The organism is Amycolatopsis sp. NPDC003865 (assembly GCF_053605345.1).
Map to the genome: position 1 here is coordinate 360525 of NZ_JBSGJA010000007.1, position 13481 is coordinate 374005.

The 13481-nt window shown below is 72.5% G+C and carries 16 protein-coding genes; 8 read left to right on the forward strand and 8 right to left on the reverse strand.

The features are described 5' to 3' along the window. Nucleotides 1-330: 330 nt before the first annotated feature. From ACWEVP_RS19670 to ACWEVP_RS19690, 5 genes are read left to right on the forward strand one after another with little or no spacing between them, the layout of a single operon-like run. On the forward strand, nucleotides 331-2556 hold the full coding sequence (locus ACWEVP_RS19670) for an ATP-binding protein (protein ID WP_452063959.1): 2226 nt from the start codon (nucleotides 331-333) through the stop codon (nucleotides 2554-2556). Then, nucleotides 2553-2987: a roadblock/LC7 domain-containing protein gene (locus tag ACWEVP_RS19675; protein WP_452063960.1), complete on the forward strand. Its 435-nt coding sequence runs from the start codon at nucleotides 2553-2555 to the stop codon at nucleotides 2985-2987. The genes ACWEVP_RS19670 and ACWEVP_RS19675 overlap by 4 nt, the downstream gene beginning before the upstream one ends. Continuing rightward, complete coding sequence (locus ACWEVP_RS19680) at nucleotides 2984-3361, forward strand: DUF742 domain-containing protein (protein WP_452063961.1); 378 nt, start codon at nucleotides 2984-2986, stop codon at nucleotides 3359-3361. Before ACWEVP_RS19675 ends, ACWEVP_RS19680 begins: the two co-directional genes overlap by 4 nt. Then, complete coding sequence (locus ACWEVP_RS19685) at nucleotides 3342-3929, forward strand: GTP-binding protein (RefSeq protein WP_452063962.1); 588 nt, start codon at nucleotides 3342-3344, stop codon at nucleotides 3927-3929. Before ACWEVP_RS19680 ends, ACWEVP_RS19685 begins: the two co-directional genes overlap by 20 nt. Nucleotides 3930-3949: 20 nt before the next feature. Next, complete coding sequence (locus ACWEVP_RS19690; RefSeq protein WP_452064016.1) at nucleotides 3950-4708, forward strand: MHYT domain-containing protein; 759 nt, start codon at nucleotides 3950-3952, stop codon at nucleotides 4706-4708. Here the strand turns inward: ACWEVP_RS19690 and ACWEVP_RS19695 are convergent. Next, the gene (locus tag ACWEVP_RS19695; RefSeq protein WP_452063963.1) at nucleotides 4705-5316 is read right to left on the reverse strand and encodes a PaaI family thioesterase; all 612 of its coding nucleotides are present in this window, start codon (nucleotides 5314-5316) and stop codon (nucleotides 4705-4707) included. The genes ACWEVP_RS19690 and ACWEVP_RS19695 overlap by 4 nt on opposite strands. A 31-nt stretch (nucleotides 5317-5347) precedes the next feature. Then, entirely contained in the window at nucleotides 5348-6097 is a 750-nt protein-coding gene (locus ACWEVP_RS19700) for an SDR family NAD(P)-dependent oxidoreductase (protein WP_452064017.1), read from the reverse strand. An 81-nt stretch (nucleotides 6098-6178) separates the two neighbouring features. Here ACWEVP_RS19700 and ACWEVP_RS19705 point away from each other — a divergent pair, with 81 nt between their 5' ends. Together ACWEVP_RS19705 and ACWEVP_RS19710 are read left to right on the forward strand one after the other, a co-directional pair. Beyond that, nucleotides 6179-6694, forward strand: a complete 516-nt coding sequence (locus ACWEVP_RS19705; protein WP_452063964.1) for a hypothetical protein — start codon at nucleotides 6179-6181, stop codon at nucleotides 6692-6694. A 34-nt stretch (nucleotides 6695-6728) separates the two neighbouring features. Continuing rightward, nucleotides 6729-7271, forward strand: coding sequence for a ferritin (locus ACWEVP_RS19710; protein WP_452063965.1), 543 nt, complete (start codon nucleotides 6729-6731; stop codon nucleotides 7269-7271). Nucleotides 7272-7275: 4 nt separating this feature from the next. On the opposite strand, the gene ACWEVP_RS19715 is transcribed toward ACWEVP_RS19710, so the two are convergent. Beyond that, nucleotides 7276-7767 carry a hypothetical protein gene (locus tag ACWEVP_RS19715; protein WP_452063966.1) on the reverse strand — a complete coding sequence of 164 codons (492 nt, stop codon included), beginning with the start codon at nucleotides 7765-7767 and terminating at the stop codon, nucleotides 7276-7278. A 203-nt stretch (nucleotides 7768-7970) separates the two neighbouring features. On the opposite strand from ACWEVP_RS19715, the gene ACWEVP_RS19720 reads away from it, so the two are divergent. Continuing rightward, nucleotides 7971-8840, forward strand: a complete 870-nt coding sequence (locus ACWEVP_RS19720; protein ID WP_452063967.1) for a formate/nitrite transporter family protein — start codon at nucleotides 7971-7973, stop codon at nucleotides 8838-8840. Nucleotides 8841-8890: 50 nt separating this feature from the next. On the opposite strand, the gene ACWEVP_RS19725 is transcribed toward ACWEVP_RS19720, so the two are convergent. Genes ACWEVP_RS19725 through ACWEVP_RS19745 form a run of 5 tightly spaced genes read right to left on the reverse strand, consistent with a single transcriptional unit; the run spans nucleotide 8891 to nucleotide 13380 of the window. Further along, entirely contained in the window at nucleotides 8891-9997 is a 1107-nt protein-coding gene (locus ACWEVP_RS19725) for an alpha/beta hydrolase family protein (protein WP_452063968.1), read from the reverse strand. Continuing rightward, nucleotides 9994-11106 (reverse strand): alpha/beta hydrolase family protein, encoded by a 1113-nt coding sequence (locus ACWEVP_RS19730; RefSeq protein WP_452063969.1) that lies wholly within the window; start codon nucleotides 11104-11106, stop codon nucleotides 9994-9996. Before ACWEVP_RS19730 ends, ACWEVP_RS19725 begins: the two co-directional genes overlap by 4 nt. 20 nt (nucleotides 11107-11126) lie before the next feature. Continuing rightward, nucleotides 11127-12110, reverse strand: coding sequence for a transporter (locus tag ACWEVP_RS19735; protein WP_452063970.1), 984 nt, complete (start codon nucleotides 12108-12110; stop codon nucleotides 11127-11129). Next, nucleotides 12107-12988 carry an ABC transporter ATP-binding protein gene (locus ACWEVP_RS19740; RefSeq protein WP_452063971.1) on the reverse strand — a complete coding sequence of 294 codons (882 nt, stop codon included), beginning with the start codon at nucleotides 12986-12988 and terminating at the stop codon, nucleotides 12107-12109. The genes ACWEVP_RS19735 and ACWEVP_RS19740 overlap by 4 nt, the downstream gene beginning before the upstream one ends. Continuing rightward, nucleotides 12985-13380 (reverse strand): GntR family transcriptional regulator, encoded by a 396-nt coding sequence (locus tag ACWEVP_RS19745; RefSeq protein WP_452063972.1) that lies wholly within the window; start codon nucleotides 13378-13380, stop codon nucleotides 12985-12987. The genes ACWEVP_RS19740 and ACWEVP_RS19745 overlap by 4 nt, the downstream gene beginning before the upstream one ends. Nucleotides 13381-13481: the final 101 nt, after the last annotated feature.

Consider the following 13481-nt stretch of genomic DNA (forward strand, 5'->3'; position numbering starts at 1 on the left):
CGTGAAAGGTCCGCACGGCTGTTGACGCTGCTCACGAGCCGCTGGCACCGTCGTGCTCACCTCCCGCCGGATTCACGGCGAGTGGCGCGGGCCGGCTGGGGGTCGGCCCGGCCCGGGACCGTCCGAAGCGGACGGAAATTCACGCACTCCGCGAAGGTGAAAAGCGGCGTCGCCGACCATTACCCTGCGTAGCTGATGCGTACGGGGGAAACGGCCGCCGTTCCTTGACAGCACCGCGGCCCGCGGAGTTATGTCTCCGGTCAGAATTCCGGGGGAAAAAATCCAGGAAATCGTTCTCGGGCCACCGGTACGAATCGAGCCACGCCACCGATGAAAGAAGATGAACCGCTGCGCCGACGGTCCGCCGCGTCGTGGAATCCCGGCACCTGGCGGCTGCGCACCAAGATCTCCGTCGTGTTGCTGCTGCCCGTCCTGGTCGCGCTGCTGCTGGCGGGCGGGCGCGTGCAGGGCGAGCTCGCCCAGGCCGGCGCGCTCAGCGCCGTGCGCGACCAAATGCCTGTCGTGCAAGGGATCGCCGAGCTCACCGGCCTCGTCGACGACGAACTGATCCACGGCGGCGCGGCCGCGCAGACCGCCGCGGTCGACGCCAAAACCGCCACGATCCGCCACGACGCCGCATTCTCGCAGCTGGGCCCGGAGCTTTCCCGCGCACTGGAAGATCAATTGGGAAAATTGGCCGGTGTGCGCCTGCAGGAAGGTTCCCCCGGTGAGAAAGCCGCCGCCTACCACGACTTCGTCGTCGGTTTGGGCGAGGTGATCCCCGGTATCGTCGCCCAGGCCGGGAATGTCGATCTCGACGCGCCTGCCGATATCACGAAAGCATTGACGCAGCTGAGGGCGTCCCTCGCCGGCCAAGAGGTGCCGGACGGAAGATCCGCGGACTCGCTCGCCGCCGCCGTCGCCGAAGAGGCGGTGCTCACCGGGCAGATCCGCCGCGCGCTGCCGTCCGGTGCGGTGGCGGCGCGGTTCGCCGCCGCGACCATCCCCGGCGCCGGCGGGCCCGCGGCCAAGCGCGCGGCGCTCGGGACCATCCTGGACGACCAGGTGAAGACGCTTTCCGACGCCGTCGGCGCGCGGACCAACCTCACCCGGTCCGACGCGCTGCGCGACGCCGCGCTCGTGATCGCGTCGCTGCTCGGCGCCCTCGCCATCGCGCTCGCCGTGGCCCGCTCGGTGGTCGCCCCGATCCGGCGGCTGCACGCGGCCGCGGTCGACACCGCGCGCCGCCGGCTGCCCGCCACCATCGAGCGGATCCGGGAGGGCGAGGACGTCGACTGGCAGTCGACCGAGCGGCTGCCCGTCGACTCCGACGAGGAGGTCGGCCAGCTGGCCCGCGCCTTCGACGACATGCACCGGCAGGCGGTGCGGCTGGCCGTCGGCGAGCAGGCCGAGATGCGGATCCAGGTCAGCGAGATGTTCATGACGCTGTCGCGGCGCAGCCAGTCGCTGGTGGAGCTGCAGCTGTCGGTGATCGAGGACCTCGAAGCCGACGAGCAGGACCCGCAGCGGCTGGCCGAGCTCTTCCGGATCGACCACATCGCCACCCGCCTGCGGCGCAACGGCGAGAACCTGCAGGTCCTCGCGGGCGGGCGGCCGGTGCGCCGCGAGGTCGGGCCGGTCGCGACGGTCGAGCTGCTGCGCGCGGCGACGTCGGAGGTCAAGGACTACCAGCGCGTCACGCTCGGCAACGCGCCCCGCGGGTCGGTGCAGGCCGAGGCCGCGGCCGACGTCGTGCACATCCTCGCCGAGCTGCTGGAGAACGCGATCCGCTCGTCCCCGCCGGACGAGCAGGTCGTGCTCACCGCCGACCGCGGCTTCGACGGCGGGGTGCTGATCGAGGTCGTCGACACCGGGCTCGGCATGACCCGCGAGGACCTCGAAGCGGCGAACGCCCGGCTCGCCGCCGGCGCGTCGGTGAGCCCGGAGACCACCCGCCGGATGGGCCTGTTCGTGGTGAGCAGGCTCGCCGCTTCGCACGGGATCACCGTGCGGCTGCGGCCCACGACCACGCGGACCGCGAGCGCCGGCATCACCGCCAGCGTGCACGTACCCGGGGCGCTGATCCTGGTCGACCTGCCGCCGCGGCCCGGGCTGCCCGCGGCGCCGCCCGCCGTCGACGGCGTCCGCCGCGAGCCGGAACCCCGGTGGCCCGCCGAGGAACCGCCGGCCGTCGCGGAGCCCGCGCCGATGCCGACGCCGATCTTCGACCAGATGCTTTCGCACTGGTTCGCCGACCCGCCGGCGAAACCGGCGCGCCCCGGCGGGTGGGCGACCCCCGCCGACGACGTCCGGCAGGCCGCGGAGGCCGCGGTCGGCACGCTGGACGGCCTCGAGTTCACCGAGTCCGGCCTGCCGACCCGGCAGCCCGGCGCGCAGCTCGCGCCCGGTTCGGTCACCCCGCGCAGGCCGCAGCAGACCGACTCGTCGTTCCGGGACCCGGCCGCGGTGCGGAGCAACCTGTCCCGGCACTACAGCGGCATGCGCGCGGCCCGCCACCGGGTCGCGACCGACCCGAAGGGCCCGGGATCGGCATGAGCACCCGGCAGGAAGGAGCGGAAGTGGCCGAGGGGTCCCGGAACTGGCTGGTGTCGGCGTTCACGCAGGAGGTGCCCGGTGTCGCGCACGCCGCGCTCGTCTCGGCGGACGGCCTGCTGGTGGCGGCGAACGATGCGATGCCGCGCGACCGGGCGGACCAGCTCTCCGCGATCGCGTCCGGTCTCGCCAGCCTCGCGCTGGGCACCGCGGACCTGTTCACCGCCGGCCGGGTCGTGCAGTCGGTCATCGAGATGGAGCAGGGTTTCCTGCTGCTGATGAACGTCGGCGACGGCTCGAACCTGGTGGTGCTGGCCAACCCGGGCTGCGACATCGGCCTGGTCGGCTACGAGATGACGCTGCTGGTCGACCGGGTCGGGAAGATGGTCGAGACGCCCGCGCGACCCACGGCCGCACCCGGGGCGAGCCGGTGACCGAAGGCCGGCGACGCGAAGGCGGGCGGCACGCGGCGTCGCTGGCCCGCCCCTACGCGTGGACCGCCGGGCGCACCCGGCCGACGGTCGACCTGGCGGTGGAAGCCCTCGTCGAGACGACGGCCGAGGGGCGGACGGCGCCCTTCAGCCCGACCAACCCGCTGGCCGCGGTGACGCAGCTGTGCCTGCACCAGCGCTCGGTGGCGGAGGTCGCGTTGCACCTGGGCGTGCCGCTGGGCGTGGCCCGGGTGCTCATCGGCGACCTCCTGGTCGCCGGCCACGTGTCGATCCGCGACACGCTCACCGCGGACGCCTCCTTCGACGAACGCAACGACCTGCTCGAAAGGGTCCTCAGTGGACTACGTGCACTCTGACAAGCGGATCACCTCGGCCAAGATCGTCGTGGCCGGCGGGTTCGGGGCCGGCAAGACGACGTTCGTCGGCGCCGTCTCCGAGATCGACCCGCTGCGCACCGAAGCCGTGATGACGGCCGCCGCCATCGGGATCGACCGGACCGAAGCGGTGCCGGGGAAGTTCGCCACGACGGTGGCGATGGACTTCGGCAGGCTCACCCTGGCCGACGACCTGATCCTCTACGTGTTCGGCACGCCGGGCCAGCACCGGTTCTGGTTCATGTGGGACGACCTCGTCTGCGGCGCGGTGGCGGCGATCGTCCTGGTCGACACGCGCCGGCTGGCGGACAGCTTCGCCTCGATCGACTTCTTCGAGTCGCGCGGGCTGCCGTTCCTGGTCGCCGTCAACCAGTTCCAGGACACCCGGCAGCACCCGCCGGAGCAGGTGCGCGAAGCGCTGAAGATCCCGGCGGAGGTCCAGGTCATCACCTGCGACGCGCGTTCGCCTGAGTCGACGAAGCAGACCCTCATCGCCGCGGCCGAGTACGCACTGGTCGCGTTGCACGCGCCGCGCCAGCGGCAAGCCTGAGTAGGAGCCGGAAAATGCACATGGACCACGACGACTTCGCGATGGGCCAATGGCTCGTCGTGCTGGCCTACCTGACCTCGGTGGTCGGCTGCGCGCTCGGGCTCGCGTGCACGCTGCAGGCGCGTACGACGGACAACGCGCGCACCCGGCTGACCTGGCTCGGGCTCGCCGCGCTGTCGATCGGCGGCGTCGGCATCTGGGTCATGCACTTCATCGCGATGCTCGGGTTTTCGACGCCGGGGCAGCCGGTGCGCTACGACATCCCGCGCACGGCGCTGTCCGCGGTCCTGTCGGTGGCGGCGGTGTTCTGCGGCCTGCTGGTGTTCGGCGTCCGCAACCGGTTCGCGTGGCGGCGGCTGCTGCTCGGCGGCCTGCTGACCGGGCTCGCCGTGGCCGTCATGCACTACACGGGGATGTGGGCGGTCGAGGTCAAGGGCACGATCGGCTACGACCCGACGCTGGTGACGCTGTCGGTGGTGATCGCCGTGGTGGCGGCGACCGCGGCGCTGTGGTTCACGGTCGGGCTGGACAAGCTCCTGCCGCGCCTGGCGGCGGGCCTGGTGATGGCGGCGGCGGTGACGGGCATGCACTACACGGGCATGGCGGCGGTCCGCCTGCACCTCGACCCGGCGGCCCCGGACCCGTCGGGCGCGGAGGTGTTCTCGTTCCTGTTCCCGGTGTTCGTGCTGGCGGCGCTGGCGATGGCGGTGCCGATCTGCGCGGTGCTGATGGCGTCGTCCAGTTCGGACGCGCCCCGCCACACGTCCGTCGTGCCCTAAGTGGACACCGGGAACCGGTCGGCGCCGAAGTGGACGAGGATCGCCTTGGCCGTCGCGCAGATCTCTTCGCCCGCGCGGAGGGTGCCGGTGGCGTGCAGCTTCCGCCCGTCCCGGCGCTCGAGCCGCCCTTCGGCGCTGAGCGGCACCGCGTACGGCGTGCCCCGGTGGTAGTCGACCGTCAGCGACGCCGTCATCCCGGGGAAGCCGGCCGCGGCGGTGGCGCGGCCCAGCACGTGGTCCAGGACCGCCGCCACCCAGCCGCCGTGGACCCGGCCGGGTGGTCCTTCGTGCGCCGCGCCGAGGAGGACTTCCGCGCGGACCTCCCCGGGGCCCACGTGGGTCCACGACAACGGGGGTGCCAGCGGGTTCCCCGGCCCTTCCAGCGGGTTGTTGACGCTCAGGTGACCGCCGCCTTCGAGCGCGGCCAGCAGCAGCGGCGGTGCGCCGCCGGTCGCCCGCAGCGCGGCGGTGACGGCTTCGACGCGGCTCGCGGCGGCGGCCAGGTCGGCGTCGTCGCCCGCGCACACCGAAGCTTCGATCAGCTCGCGGATCCGGGACCCCAGCAGCGCGCGCCCGGGCGGCACGCCGTCGACGATCGGGAAGGTCATCGCGCCCCCAGGAACTAGAACGTGTTCCAGGTTACCAGGTCGGGCGCGCGGTGACCCCGCCGTCGACGACGAGGTCGTGGCCGGTGACCCAGGAAGCCAGCGGCGAGGCCAGGAAGACGCAGGCGTTGCCGACGTCTTCGGGGGTGCCGAGCCGGCCCAGCGGCGCGGCGCGCCGCCACCGTTCGACACCCTCGGGCCAGTCCCGCTCGAGCCCGGTGCGCGCGATGAGCCCGGGCGACACGGTGTTGACGCGGATCCCGCGCGGGCCGTACTCCAGCGCGGCGCCCCGGGCGTGCATGACGAGCGCGGCCTTGGCCGCGCTGTAGTGGACGTGCCCGGGCGCGGGCTGCCGGGCTTCGATCGACGCGACGTGGGTGACGCTGCCGCCGTCGCGCAGGAGCGTCGCGGCGGCCTGGGTGCAGGAGAACGCGCTGGTCAGCGTCGTGTCGAGCATCGCGCGCCACTGGTGCGCGGTCAGGTCCGCGAGGGGTTCGACGGGCTGGGCGCCGGCGTTGTTGACGAGGGCGTCGAGCCGGCCGCCCCACTCCGCGACGGCGGCCAGCAGTGCGTGGCAGGCGTCGTCGTCGGTCAGTTCGGCGGTGAAGGCGCGGGCCCGGCCACCCGCGGCCTCGATCGCGGCGACCAGGTCGTCGGCCGCGCCGGGGCGGCGGTGGTGCACGGCCACGGCGCTGCCGGCTTCGGCGAACCTCGCGGCGACGCCCCGGCCGATCGTGCCGGACGCGCCGGTGACGCAGGTGACGGTCCCGGAGAGGTCGGGCAGGTGGCTCGGCACCCGCGGATCGTAGCTCCCGGGCGAAAATCTTCAGGCGGATTTGCCGCCGTTCCCCGGTATCGTGCCCGCATGCTGCCGCCGGTGCCCGCCGCCCTCGCCCCAGCCGCACCGGGTTCCGCGCCCTGGTGGGGCGTTCCCGTCATCGCCGGGGGCTTCCTGCTCGCGGGCGCGGTGATCGCGTTCGTCGCGACCGCGCTGAGCGATCGGCGGCGGCTGAACCGCGAAGACCGGCGCCAGTGGGACCGCGACCTCCGCGACGCCTACCTGGAGATCACCCGGTACTTCGGGCGGATCACCGCGTTCCGGTACCAGGTGCTCACCGAAGAGGACGACCGCCGGTCGAGGTACCAGGCCGGCGCCGAGGCGCTCGCGGGACTGCGGGAGCAGGTCGCGATGCTGGAGGTGATCGGGACACCGGCGGTGATCGCCAAGGCACACGAGCTGGAAGACCGCGGCGCCGCGGTCGTTTCCCTGTGGCACGAGCTGATCAACCCCGGGAAACCCGAGTACCGGGCCTTGACCGCGGCCCGCAACGAGCTGCTCGACGCCGTGAAGGACAGCGTCCGGGGCGCCCGCGGCTCGTAGCCCCGGCGGCCGGGCAGGCCGTACCTTGTGGGACATGGCCGATACCCAGCGTTCGAAGTTCTCCGAACTCCTGCAGGCGCAGATCCGGCACGAGTTCACCGCCGCGCAGCAGTACGTCGCCCTCGCCGTCTGGTTCGACGCCCGCGATCTGCCGAGGCTGGCGAAACGCTTCTACCGGCAGTCGATCGAGGAGCGCAACCACGCGCTCGCCATGGTCCAGTACCTGCTCGACCGCAGCCAGCCGGTGGCGATCCCGGGCAGCGGCGACGTCCGGAACGACTTCTCGAGCGTCCACGAGGCCATCGAGCTGGCCCTGGACCAGGAGCGCGCGGTGACCGCCGACATCGAGGCCATGGCGAAGGCCGCGCGGGCGGAGGAGGACTACCTCGGCGAGCAGTTCGTGGCCTGGTTCCTCAAGGAGCAGGTCGAAGAGGTGGCCCAGATGTCCACACTGCTCACGGTCGTCGAGCGCGCCGCGGACAACCTCTTCGAGGTCGAAAACCACCTCTACCGCGAGGCCGCGACGGGGGTCGAGGACGCGCCGGACATGCCGCCGGTCGCGGGCGGCAAGCTCTGAGGCGCTACAGGAACGTGGTCAGCCAGGTCGCCAGCCAGAACGTCTGGCTCAGCACGACGGCGAGCAGGCCGAGCCGGACCAGCTTCCGCTGCCGTTTCCCCAGGCCGGCGGCGATCAGGACGAGCCCGAGCAGCGTCGCGGCCAGGCCGGCCAGGACGGCGGCGCCCAGCAGGACGCTGAGCAGCGCCTCCTGACCGGAGGTGGAGTCCTGCTGCTGGAGCCCGAAGACGACGTCGCCCAGCGCCGAGGACACGGCGGTGACCGTGCCGAGGGTGACCGCCACCGCGGCGGTGCGCGTGAGACCGCGGCCGGGCGGGCGTCCGGCCGCGGTCTCACGCGGTGGTGCCGGGGAAGGCGGTGCCGGCGAACGCGGCGCCGGGGGACGCGCGGGCGCGGCCGGCCGCGACGCCCGCCACTGGGCGACCGCGACCCAGGTGCCGACGACCGCGGCGACGGCGCTGGCGAGCGCGGCGAGCAGCGAGAGCGTCTCGTACACGGTGTCCAGTATCGGCGTGATCGCGGCAAACGTTCGATCTTCGAGTTTCGTGCCGGATGACCGTTCTCACCGGAAACCGGAGCGCGGGTGCGGAGCCGCTCACGAGGCCGTGATGCCGGGTTCACCGCGTCGCAGCGGGCGGCGATTCGACTGGGGCCGGTGATCGTCCGATCGCCGCAACCGAGACCGCCAGGAGGAGCACCGTGCCCGTCCCGATTTCCGAAGCCCTCAGTGTCCAGGCGGAAGCCGCGCGGAGCAAGAGCGCCGAACTGCGGCGGCCGGGCCGGTACCTGCTGAGCTCTGCGCTGGCGGGCGCGTACATCGGGATCGCCGTGGTGGTGCTGCTCGCCGTGACCGGGCCGTTGAACGCGGCGCAGTCGCCGTGGACGAAGCTCGTGCAAGGGCTGGTGTTCGGGATCGCGCTGACGCTCGTGGTGTTCGCCGGCGGCGAGCTGTCGACCGGCAACATGATGACGATGGTGCAGGGCGCGTTCGCGCGCCGCACCGGGGTGGGCCGGGGGATCGCGGTGATCGCCGGGTCGTTCGCGGGCAACCTGGCCGGCTCGGCCGGGTTCGCGTGGCTGGTGCACGAAAGCGGGATCCTGCAGGCGGGCGCGACTCCGGGCCACGCCGCCCCGGCCGCCGCGCTGCTCGCCGCGACGGTCAAGGCGAAGACGGCGGAATCGGCAGCGATGCTCTTCTTCCGCGGCGTGCTCTGCAACCTGCTGGTCTGCCTCGGGGTCTGGATGGCGGCCCGCACGAAGTCGGACGGCGCGAAGCTGGTGCTGCTCTTCTGGTGCCTGCTCGCGTTCATCGGTTCGGGGTTCGAGCACGTGGTGGCCAACATGACGATGTTCTCCCTCGGCCTGTTCGAAGGCGTGCCGGGAGCGACGTTCGGCGCGTTCGCGGTCAACCTGGTGCTGGTCGGCTTGGGCAACCTCGTGGGCGGCGGCCTGATCGTCGGCGCGGGCTACGGCTTCCTGGGCCGCGGCGGACCGGCTCCGGCGGCCGAGCCTCGACCCCGCCGGCGGTCGGCACAGGCGCGGCCGCCGGCCGAGGTGCTCGCGCGGTAGGCAGCCCGGCGGAAGCGGCACACCCCCAACGCGTGCCGCTTCCGCCGTTCTCAGCGGCAGAACGAGACTTCCGGGTAGGCCGGCGTGTCGAGCGCCGGCCGCGCCTCGCCCCGCAAGTGCCGGTCGAAGAACGCGTTCACGTACGTCCGCGTGATCTCCTGCGCCCGCTCGGCGCTCGTCGTGCCCAGGTCGGCGCCGAGCTGTTCCCCGATCAGGCCCACGTCGGTGAAGGACGCGTGCTGCGTGCCCGCCACCTCGAGCCAGCGCCGCCACCCCGTCAGCTGCGCCCAGTCCCGTTCCCAGTCCACGTTCCCCGGCGCGCACGCCGGAACCTGCTCGTGGTTGACGAACAGGAACGGCCGGGCCAGCCCGGGTGCGGTGAGCGGGACGTGCGTCGACCCGTCGATGTCGATCCCGGCCCGGATCCGGGCGTCGGCGACCATCGCGGGGATCGCGCTCGCGCCGCCCACGGAGTGCCCGGCCATGCCGATCCGCGCCGCGTCGACGAGCGGGCCCCACTGCTTCGAGCGGGTCAGGGAATCGAGCACGAACGACACGTCCGCGGCCCGGCCCAGTTCCAGTTTCGTCCAGAACGCGTCGTCGTGCGGCACCTCGCAGGACGCGCACCCGGCGAAGTGCCCGTCGGGGAAGCTCGTGCCGGTGTTCTCGTAGGTGTGGCCGACGAGCGCGACGGCGTATCCGTGGCTCGCCAGGTCCTCGGCCAGCGCGGTGAGCGTGGCGCGGGGCTTGGTGTAGCCGGGTGAAAGCACCACCAGCGGCAGGTGGTGCCCGGCCGGCCGGGCCCCGGCCACCGAGTTGGTCACCACCCCGGTGAGCAGGTCCGGCGGCACGGCCAGGCCGCTGTCCCGCAGCAGCGCCGCGGATTCGGCCGAGGTGAGGTACCGCGTCTTCGGCCCGTGCGCGGACGCCGCCGGGTAGAAGAGCGAGACCATCAGTTCCCGGTAGGGCACCGACGGCACCCAGGGGTCCGGGCGCGAGACGTCCTTCAGGTACACCGGCGTGCTGCCGACCGGGCGGTGCCCGGTCGGCGCGGGCAGGGAGAGCGTCATGGCGGAATCGACCTCCGTGGAGTGCGGCGGGGCCACGGGTGAACTCAAGGCCAGCGCGGTGACCGCCGTCAAGATCGTGGTCTTCATCCGATGAACGTCACTTCCGGGTAGGCGGGCGACGGCGCGGTCAGCAGCGGCTGGGGCCGGCACCGCAGGTGCAGGTCGAAGAAAGCGCTTACGTAGGTGCGGGTGATCGCCAGCGCGCGGTCCGCGTCGATCGACGCGCCGAGGTCGACGCCGAGCTGCTCGGCCAGCACGCCGAGGTCGGTGAACGAGGCGTGCACGGTGCCGGAGACCATGAGCCAGCGCTTCCACCCCGTGAGGTGCGTCCAGTCCGTTTCCCAGTCGTCGTACGGACCCGGTTGACCCGGCACGTAGTCGTCCATGCTGCCCAGGAACAGGAACGGCCGCGACAGCCCCGAAGCCGGCAGCGGGACGTGGATGCTCCCGTCCAGGTCGGCGCCGGCCCGGATGCGCCGGTCGGCCAGCATCGCCTGCGTCGTGATCGCCCCGCCTGCGGAGTGGCCGGTCATGCCGATCCGTGCCGGGTCGATCAGGGCGCCCCACTTCTTCGAGCGCAGCAGCTCGTCGAGCACGAACGACGTGTCCTTCGACCGGACCTGCGCGAACTTCTCCCAGAACCCGGGCTGGTCGTCGACTTCGCAGGCGGCGCAGCCGGTGACGTGCCCGTCGGGGAAGGTCGTCGCGCGGTTTTCGTAGGTGTGGTCGATCGCGGCGACGGCGTACCCGCGGCTGGCGAGCTCCTCGGCCAGCGCGGTGAGCGTGGCGCGCGGCTGCGTCCAGCCCGGTGACAGCACGACCAGCGGCAGGCCGTGCCACCGCCCGGCCGGCTTCGCGTCGACGACGGCGTTCGTCCGGACGGTGCTCAGGACGTCCAGGGGCAGCCCGGGGATGTTTTCCCGGTCGAGGTTGAGCTCGGACTCCAGCGGCGTCATGTACTGCTTCGTGGTCCCGTTCGCCGAGGCGGCCGGGTAGAAGAGCGAGACCATCAGCTCCCGGTAGGGCACCGCCGGTACCCAGGGATCGGGTCGTGATCTGTCCACAACGGACAGTGAGCTGACGCCGACGGGCTCGTGGCCGGTCGGGCGGGGCAGGTGGGGCGCCGTGGCCGCCGAAGCGGCCGGCGACGCGGAGAGGGTGAGTGCCAAAGCGGTGGCTACCGCGAGGGTGCGCATGATTCCCCCAGGAATCGTCGTCAGGAAAGGTGGCGGACGCGGCGGAAGCAGAACCAGGTGAGCAGTGCGGTCATGGCGAGGTAGAGCGCGAGCTCGAGCCACTGCAGCGGCCAGAACCGCGAACCCGGCTGGTAGGTCAGGCGCTGCTGGTAGCCGTGCTGGCCGAGCTGGCCCATGCACGCTTCCATGCTCCCGCGCTCCGGCGGGCCCTGGCCCGGCCGCGGGGCGCACGTCTGGATGAAGTCCGGCAGCGGCTCGGCGACGCTGCCCGCCGGGTCGATGGTCTCGTTCGCCAGCACCCACGCGCCGGCCGGGTTCCGCACGCCGATCTCCAGGATGCCGTGGGTGTCGTCGCCGGTGATGTTCGTGATGTCCTTGCTGACGATCGGGACCGTCATCTGCGCCGGCGGGATGAGGTACGGCCGCACGAAGTTCGGCACCACGAGCAGCACGGCGGCGAGCGCGACGAGCGTGACGGCCATGGCGGCCACCGTCCGCTTCAGCAGCATCCCGACCGCGACACCGAGCGCGAGGGCGAAGGCCGCGTAGCCGATCGGGACGATGCCGCGGGCGCCGAAGACGACCGGCATGATGCGCGAGAGCATCCCGCGGTCGGTCTGCTGGGCCGCGAGCGCGTCGATCGGGCTCGCCCACCACGACACCGCCCAGCCGAGCAGGCCGGCCGCCACCATCGCCGCGAGCAGGCCGAAGCCGAGCTTGGTGGTGAGCCACCGCGTGCGCGTGACGGTCTGGTTCCAGACCAGGCTGTGCGTCCCGGTCTCCAGCTCGCGCGTGATCATCGGGACGCCCCAGAACACGCCGATCACCGCGGGCAGCAGGTACAGCACCAGGATCGTGCCGCCGAAGAGGACGTCCTGGTCGGAGAAGTCCGTGCGCCCGACCAGCTCCGGTCCGGTGATGGCGAGCGCGACGCCGATCAGGACCAGCGCGGCGAACACCGACAGCGCGGACAGGCGGAACTGGCGCCAGGTCAGCCAGGTCATTTCAAGACCTCCAGTGCGGGGCGGGCGGCGGCGGGGTTGCTCATGTACTCGAGGACGAGGTCCTCCAGCCCGATCCGCGCGACCGTCCACGCGGGATCGAGGATCGGCGCCTCGGTGCGCACGAGCACGGTGGTCTGGCGGTCGGTGTGCTTCTCGGACACGACGTACTGGTCCGCCGGCAGCGTGCCGACGTCACGGCGCGGCCCCGACAGCCGGTGGTGCGTGGCCAGCAGCTCTTCGACCTCGCCGATCACCCGGACCTGCGACGCCACCAGCACGACGAGGTGGTCGCAGACGCGTTCCAGGTCGTTGACCAGGTGCGAGGACATCACGACCGACAGCTCGTGTTCGGCGACGGCTTCCATGAGGTCCTGCAGGAACTCCCGCCGCGCCAACGGGTCCAGCGCGGCGACCGGCTCGTCGAGCAGCAGCAGTTCGGGGCGCTTGGCGATGCCGAGGGTGAGCGCCAGCTGCGCGCGCTGGCCGCCGGACAGCTTTCCCGCGTGCTGCTTCGGGTCGAGCCCCAGCCGTTCGATCCGCTTCGCGGCGAGCGCGGAGTCCCAGCGCGGGTTGAGGTGCGCGCCGAGCCGCAGGTGCTCTTCGATGGTCAGTCCCGTGTAGACGGGCGTGCTCTGGGCGACGTAGCCGACTTTCGCCAGCTGGTCCGGCCCGCTGCCGGGCACCCCGCCGCACACCTCGACGCTGCCGGTGGTCGGCTCCAGCATGCCGGCGGCGATGTTCAGCAGGGTGGACTTGCCGGCGCCGTTGGGGCCGACGAGCCCGGTGACGTGTCCGGCTTCGATTTCGAGTGTGCAGCCGGTCAGCGCCCACTTGCGCTTGTACTTCTTGCCCAGTCCCCGGGCGGTCAGGACGGTCACGCTATGTCCTCTCTGGCGGAGTCGCGAAACGTGGACATCAGCAGGGCCTCGATGCTCTCTTCGTCGAGACCGGCCTTGCGGGCCTTGCCCAGCCAGCGGCGCAGGTCCTGCCGCAGCGACCCGAGCACGGCGAAGGAGGCACCGCCGTTGAGCGTCGCGGTGACGAACGTGCCGACACCGGGCCGGGCCGAGACGAGGCCGTCGTGCTCCAGTTCGCGGTAGGCCTTGAGCACGGTGTTCGGGTTGATCGCGAGGGAGGCGACCACGTCCTTGACCTTCGGGAGCTGGTCTCCCTCGCTGAGCAGGCCCAGGCGGAGCGCGTGCCGCACCTGCTGGACCAGCTGCTGGTACGGCGAGAGACCCGACCGGGCGTCGAGGTGGAATTCGATCATCGGCAACTCCATTTATCTAGTTGCCTAGTACTATAGCTAAGCGGTGCAAGTCCGCGCCAGTGCTCAGGCGAGCGGGCGGGAACCCTGCCCGGGCTCCGCGC

Bases quoted from the DNA above. Each gene is read 5' to 3' on its own strand.
- ACWEVP_RS19670 (WP_452063959.1), top strand. From the start codon at position 331: ATGAAAGAAGATGAACCGCTGCGCCGACGGTCCGCCGCGTCGTGGAAT.
- ACWEVP_RS19675 (WP_452063960.1), top strand. From the start codon at position 2,553: ATGAGCACCCGGCAGGAAGGAGCGGAAGTGGCCGAGGGGTCCCGGAAC.
- ACWEVP_RS19690 (WP_452064016.1), top strand. From the start codon at position 3,950: ATGGACCACGACGACTTCGCGATGGGCCAATGGCTCGTCGTGCTGGCC.
- ACWEVP_RS19695 (WP_452063963.1), bottom strand. From the start codon at position 5,316: ATGACCTTCCCGATCGTCGACGGCGTGCCGCCCGGGCGCGCGCTGCTG.
- ACWEVP_RS19705 (WP_452063964.1), top strand. From the start codon at position 6,179: ATGCTGCCGCCGGTGCCCGCCGCCCTCGCCCCAGCCGCACCGGGTTCC.
- ACWEVP_RS19710 (WP_452063965.1), top strand. From the start codon at position 6,729: ATGGCCGATACCCAGCGTTCGAAGTTCTCCGAACTCCTGCAGGCGCAG.
- ACWEVP_RS19725 (WP_452063968.1), bottom strand. From the start codon at position 9,997: ATGAAGACCACGATCTTGACGGCGGTCACCGCGCTGGCCTTGAGTTCA.
- ACWEVP_RS19730 (WP_452063969.1), bottom strand. From the start codon at position 11,106: ATGCGCACCCTCGCGGTAGCCACCGCTTTGGCACTCACCCTCTCCGCG.
- ACWEVP_RS19735 (WP_452063970.1), bottom strand. From the start codon at position 12,110: ATGACCTGGCTGACCTGGCGCCAGTTCCGCCTGTCCGCGCTGTCGGTG.
- ACWEVP_RS19745 (WP_452063972.1), bottom strand. From the start codon at position 13,380: ATGATCGAATTCCACCTCGACGCCCGGTCGGGTCTCTCGCCGTACCAG.